At 55.3% G+C, this 6,169-nt stretch carries 4 protein-coding genes; all 4 read right to left on the bottom strand.

The annotated features are described in order from the left end of the window. Positions 1-99: 99 nt before the first annotated feature. Entirely contained in the window at positions 100-792 is a 693-nt protein-coding gene (locus Q0F21_RS04660; RefSeq protein ID WP_297237844.1) for a lipoprotein signal peptidase, read from the bottom strand. 81 nt (positions 793-873) lie between these two features. Then, entirely contained in the window at positions 874-1,251 is a 378-nt protein-coding gene (locus tag Q0F21_RS04655) for a TraR/DksA C4-type zinc finger protein (RefSeq protein ID WP_018106643.1), read from the bottom strand. A gap of 11 nt (positions 1,252-1,262) precedes the next feature. Next, positions 1,263-4,676 carry an isoleucine--tRNA ligase gene (gene ileS, locus Q0F21_RS04650; protein WP_297237843.1) on the bottom strand — a complete coding sequence of 1,138 codons (3,414 nt, stop codon included), beginning with the start codon at positions 4,674-4,676 and terminating at the stop codon, positions 1,263-1,265. Positions 4,677-5,186: 510 nt separating this feature from the next. Further along, positions 5,187-6,169: tyrosine-protein phosphatase (locus Q0F21_RS04645; RefSeq protein ID WP_297237841.1), on the bottom strand; the 983-nt coding region annotated here is incomplete at its 5' end.

The raw sequence follows: 6,169 nt of genomic DNA, 5'->3' as shown, positions 1-6,169 counted from the left end.
GCCTTCATCTCGTCTCTCGTCAGGATCGCATCCGGTCGGCGGCGACACTGCGAGAGGAGCACTATCAGTGCGATGGAGAGCAGGATCAAGCTGCAGAGACTACGATGCTTCCTCATCACGTATGACGGAGTCCTCCGGTGCTCTGTCCTTAGGTTTCTTACTACCGATATGACCCATCAGGTGAGCAAAAGAGCCGCTGTAGAATACCAGCAGCGCAATCACACCGACCGAAATGCAGGCATCGGCAAAGTTGAATATCGGGCGGAAAAAGATCAGCTCCTCTCCTCCCCAGCCGGGCACCCACTCGGGCCACTGACTGCGGATGATGGGGAAGTAAAACATATCCACTACCTTCCCCTGAAACCAGTCTCCATAGCCGGTCTCCGGCGACGTGGGGAAGATCGTCGCTACCTGCCCGTAGCTGTGGGTGAAAATCTTGCCGTAAAAAATAGAGTCGATGATATTACCCACTGCACCGGCAAAGATAGCGACCAGACAGGTCAGCACACCGCGACCATACCGCCTCCTCGAGACGTAGACCACCAGCCACCCCAACAGCACGCTGGCGACTATGCGGAAGAGAGTCAGGAAGAGCTTGTCAAAAAGCTCCCAGCCAAATGCCATCCCGGGATTCTCCGTAAAGTAGATCTGAAACCAATCTGCCACCACGATGCTTTCGCCGAGCTGCATATGGGTCTTGACCCATATTTTGATAGCTTGGTCAATAACTAAGAGCAGGAGAGCCAGTCCCACAGCGACAGTAAGTCGACGTCGGGGACGATCTGCAGGCATCTCTCTCGGATCAGTGACAGGTCGATCTGCTGTGGAGGGTATGTCGTTGACGCTCACTGTAGACGATAGACTTACCTGTGATTACTTGTATCCGGCGTTCTTTGCTTCGACGCTAAGCGTAGCGTGTGGGACGGCACGGAGCCGCTCCTTAGGGATGAGCTTGCCGGTGATACGGCAGACGCCGTAGGTCTTATTCTCGATGCGGATCAGAGCAGCCTCCAGATTTTGGATAAATTTCTTCTGACGCGCTGCGAGGGATGCTGTCTCCTGGCGAGAGGCGAGGGTCGCCGACTCGGAGAGATTCTTGTACGAGGGCGAGGTGTCGTTGATGTCACTATTCTCGCTTCCGTTCATCGACTCGATCAGCGAGTCGTAGTCCTTACGAGCCTTGTCGAGCTTCTCATTGATGATCTGGCGAAACTCCTCCAGCTCCTCATCAGAGTATCTTACAGTAGCCATGGTTATCTCTTTTACTTGTTTACAATGGTTAGTTCTGCATGTAGGGTTACCTTCTCATCCAGGTCAAGAAGCTCCCCGGTGGAGAGTCCTTCGACGGACTCGATCGATCGAGCCTGTACCTGAGTGGAGATGTAGTCCTTGTGAGCCGCGAGGATCTGCTCCGTCATCGGGGTCTTCTCGAGGCGAATGTCGATCTTATCCTCCACGTCAAAGCCGGAACTCTTGCGGAGATTCTGGATCCGGTTGACCATCTCGCGGGCAAGACCCTCGATACGCATCTCCTCGGTGATCTCCTCGTCGAGAGCGATGGTGATGGAGCCCTCGTTGAGTACCAGCCACCCCGGAACGTCCTCAGAGATTATCTCCACGCTGTTGAGTGTGATCTCCTTGCCCTCGTACTCGGTCTTCCCGGCCTTCTCAAAGGTCTCAATCTCCTCTCGAGACATATTGGTGAGGTATGCAGCCGCTCTCTTCATATCCTTGCCGAAGATCGGTCCGAGGAGTCGGAAATTGGGCTTCACTCTCTTCACCACGAGGTCGGAGGATCCGGAGTCGAAGACCAGCTCCTTCACATTCACCTCGGAGAGGATCAGCTCCTCCACGTGCTTCACCGACTCGATCATCTGAGGATCGGAGGTAAGTACCACCACCTTCTGCAGCGGCTGACGCACCTTCGTGTCCATCTTACGACGGAGTGAGAGTACCATACCGGAGATCCGCTGAGCATAGTCCATAGCCTCCTCCAGTGAGGCATTGATCACTGTGGGATCAGCCTTGGGATAGTCTGTGAGGTGGACGGACTGCGTCTCGTCCTGAGTGAGGTCGCGGTATAGACGATCAGCGTAGAAGGGGGCAAAGGGCGCCATCAGCTTAGCCACCGTGACGAGGCACTCGTAAAGGGTCTCGTAGGCGGAGAGCTTGTCATCGGTCATGCCACCGCCCCAGAAACGCTTGCGAGCAAGGCGGACATACCAGTTGCTCAGCTGGTCTGTCACCATAGCAGCTATCTCGCGACCGGCCTTTGTCGGTTCGTAGTCCTCGAGGTCAGACTTCACCTCGGTGATCAGTGAGTGGAGCCGCGAGAGGATCCATCGATCCAGCTCAGGTCGCTCCTCAAGAGGGATCCTACGAGCAGTCGCGGGGTCGAAGTTGTCGATATTTGCGTAAAGAGCGAAGAAAGAGTAGGTGTTGTGCAGTGTGCCAAAGAGCTTGCGCGTCACCTCGTCGACGCCCGAGGGGTCAAACTTCAGGTTGTCCCACGGTGAGGAATTGGTGATCATATACCACCTCAGAGCGTCTGCCCCCTTCTGCTCCATAATCATGAAGGGGTCTACGCTATTGCCGAGGCGCTTCGACATCTTATTTCCATTCTTATCCAAGACGAGACCATTTGAGATCACGTGCTTGTAGGCGACACTGTCAAAGAGCATCGTCGCAATGGCATGGAGGGTAAAGAACCACCCCCTCGTCTGGTCCACTCCCTCGGCAATGAAGTCGGCCGGGAAGTAGCCCCTCTCATCCACCATCTCGCGGTGCTCAAAGGGGTAGTGCAGCTGAGCATAGGGCATTGCCCCGGAGTCAAACCACACATCAATGAGGTCAGTCTCCCTAACCATTGGCCGCCCCTTGCTGTCGCAGAGGATCAGGTCGTCCACATAGGGTCGGTGGAGATCGATCCGCTCGTAATTATCGTCCGTATACTCACCTACGACAAACCCTCGATCGGCAAGGGGATTGCTCTTCATCAGCCCCTTCTCCACCGAGAGGTCGATCTCGCGCGAGAGCTCCTCGACGGATCCGATACACTTCAGCTCGCTGTAGTCCTCGTTGTGCCAGATCGGCAGAGGAGTACCCCAGTAGCGTGAGCGGGACAGGTTCCAGTCCTGGAGGTTCTCCAGCCACTGCCCAAAGCGTCCCGTGCCGGTAGACTCCGGCTTCCAGGTGATCGTCTTATTGAGCTCAATCAGTCGCTCCTTGACTGCCGTGGTGCGGATAAACCAGCTGTCCAGCGGGTAGTAAAGGATCGGCTTGTCGGTCCTCCAGCAGTGGGGGTAACTGTGAGTAAATTTCTCGATCCTGTATACCTGGCCTCTCTCCTTGAGTGCCATACAGAGGTCAATATCGAGAGAGTCGGCATCGGACGGCTTGTCGAGGTAGGCGTTCTTGACATAGCGACCGGCGTAGACTCCGTACTGAGCAACGTCCACCCGCTCCTCCACGAAGTGTGGGTCTAGATCCTCGAGGGTGTAAAACTTCCCCTCGGGATCAACCATTGGCACCTCCTTGCCCCCCTTGTCAATGAGCATCATGCCGGGGATCTGCTCCTTCTTGCCGAGCGCATTATCATCGGCACCGAAGGTGGGTGCTATGTGGACGATGCCGGTACCATCCTCGGTGGTGACAAAGTCAGCTGCCACCACCCTCAGAGCCCCCTCATCAGGCTTGACCCAGGTAAAGAGCTGCTTGTATCTCAGTCCTACGAGGTCAGACCCCTTATATCGGGCAACGATGCGGTAGGGCATCACCTTGCTCCCCTTCTCGGGGGCCTCCATCGGCAGCTCCTCGCCCTCCGGACTGAGATAGGCAGAGAGGCGCGGCTCCGCCAGCATGACGGTGATCGGCTCTAGGGAGTAGGGGTTAAATGTCTGCACCGCCACATAGTCGATCCCGCTACCGACAGCGAGAGCCATATTGGAGGGAAGTGTCCACGGCGTAGTGGTCCAGGCGGCGAAGTAGGCGGTCCCATGACCCTGTATCTCCTCAGCGGGATCGATGATCTCCATCAGTGCTGTGCAGGAGGTGTCCTTCACGTCCCTATAGGCACCCGGCTGACTCAGCTCATGGGAGCTGAGTCCGGTGCCAGCGGCGGGAGAGTAGGGCTGTATGGTGTATCCCTTGTAGAGCAGATCCTTCTCGAAGAGCTGCTTCAGGAGATACCACAGGGTTTCTATGTAGCGATTGTCGTAGGTGATGTAGGGGTGATCCAGATCCACCCAGTAGCCCATCTCAGACGTGAGCTTGCGCCACTCGGCGGTGTACTTCATCACCTCCTTGCGGCACGCTTCATTGTACTCATCGACTGAAATCTTGGTGCCGATGTCCGCCTTGGTGATGCCAAGCTTCTTCTCCACACCGATCTCTACCGGCAGTCCGTGGGTGTCCCACCCAGCCTTGCGGTCGACGAGGAAGCCCTCCATCGTCTTGTAGCGGCAGATAATATCCTTGATCGTGCGAGCCATGACGTGGTGGATCCCCGGCATACCATTAGCTGAGGGAGGACCCTCATAGAAGATAAACCTCGGTGCCCCCTCGCGCCACTTGAGTGAGGCCTCGAAGGGATCTTCTCTCTTCCACAACTCCAGCACCTCCCGATCAATACTCGAGAGGCTTAGCTGATCGTAAGTCTTATAATTCTTCTTCGTCATGCTCATATCTGCTCATTCCACAGCATCCCCTCTTCCCTCCGAGCGGACGCTGTGCGAAGTACGATTGGGTACCTCTGCAATTTTGTCACGCAAAGATACGCTTTTTTGTCCACTAGCCTGTTGTCCTGTGTTCGCTGGGCTGGGTAAGCGCATCCGAATCTTCTCTCACAAGTCTTCGATCTCATAACCCTTAGACGGAGACTGTACAAGGATGGACACACCAGATTGGTAATCAGAAGGTAGTGGTTCGTCATTTCTATTACCGGTAATAGTTTTGACTAATACCGGTAATAGTGTCAACTAATACCGACTATAGTTTTGTCTAATACCGATATTAGTCAAAGGGTGACTCAGAGTAAAACAAATACTCTCCGAGCGGATTGGTGATCCTTCTGAGGCTTCCGATTATTATTGACTTGGTGGTTGAGGTATCCTCTTGATGAAATAAAAGCAGCCACCCTGACGGACAAAGGTTGTCTCGCCAGAGTGGCTGCTTGTCTCGGTTTCTGATCAGTAGAGCAGTAACTCCCTCAGTCGGATCCTGTCTGACTCGTCGAAGTCCAGCACCTTGTCCATATAGTTTTCCAGGGTGCCGTACTTATTCTCGATGTCGGTCATGATGGAGAGAAGGTCGCTGGGTCGACAGCGGAAGAACTCCGTCAGGGCCTCCTGTCTGCCTGGTGCAAAGCGAAATCCCTGAGGCGCCAGCTGCTCCACAGGGAGCAGGGCGTTGCTCAGCAGATAGTCCGAGAGAATATCTGACCTGGAGACGCCCAGGCTGTACTGGATCAGCATGACGAGGAAGGCGGTCCGGTCCTTGCCCCACTCATCGCTGATCATCACCGGATAGTGGTCCGGGTCGAGGAGGTAGTGGAGGGCGGCGGAGAGCTGCTCAGGATTTTCATATGCCAGACTATTGAACATATCGTGGACGAAGAGGATCACCCCCTCCTGGGTCATGGCTCCGTTACCGATCCTTTCCAGGACAGATTTGTAGTCGACCGGGGTATTGGCGGCGAAGTCCTTCTGGAGGACATTCCCGATGCCATTAGTGAGGTAGACAAATGAGTAGGAGTCGCTCAGGACGACATTATGCTTCAGTCCTATAGAGGAGATGATGAGGCTGTCCCTCGGTGTGAGCTGGCGATACCTTCCCCCGCGGTAGAGCTGACCCCATTTCATCTGATACCCCTGATCGGTCATATATCCACCGGCGTCTCTGAGGTTGGAGAATCCCTCCGTCGGTATGACCCTTGTCCCCGTGACCCTTACCTCTCGGTCGTCAAATACGAGGAGGAAGTAGTGTCTGGTAAAGAAGCTGCCCTCGGTCGCAAATGTTGCCCACTCCTTCCCGATAGGCTCCACCTTGGTCGGCTGAACCGGATAACTGCCTGCGTCATCAGAAGCGTAGATGGCAACCTCGCCACTCATCCCCGGACGGACCTGCCATCGCACCACATAGTTGCCGCTGTCGGCGACATCAGCACCGGTGC

The sequence above is a fragment of the uncultured Porphyromonas sp. genome, assembly GCF_934359325.1.
Lineage (GTDB): Bacteria > Bacteroidota > Bacteroidia > Bacteroidales > Porphyromonadaceae > Porphyromonas_A.
Note: the sequence above shows the minus strand (reverse complement) of the source record. Positions and strands in the feature narration are given on the sequence as shown.

Excerpts from the sequence above, each read along its gene's own strand:
- ileS (WP_297237843.1), bottom strand. The coding sequence starts at position 4,676 with ATGACGAAGAAGAATTATAAGACTTACGATCAGCTAAGCCTCTCGAGT.
- Q0F21_RS04655 (WP_018106643.1), bottom strand. The coding sequence starts at position 1,251 with ATGGCTACTGTAAGATACTCTGATGAGGAGCTGGAGGAGTTTCGCCAG.
- Q0F21_RS04660 (WP_297237844.1), bottom strand. The coding sequence starts at position 792 with ATGCCTGCAGATCGTCCCCGACGTCGACTTACTGTCGCTGTGGGACTG.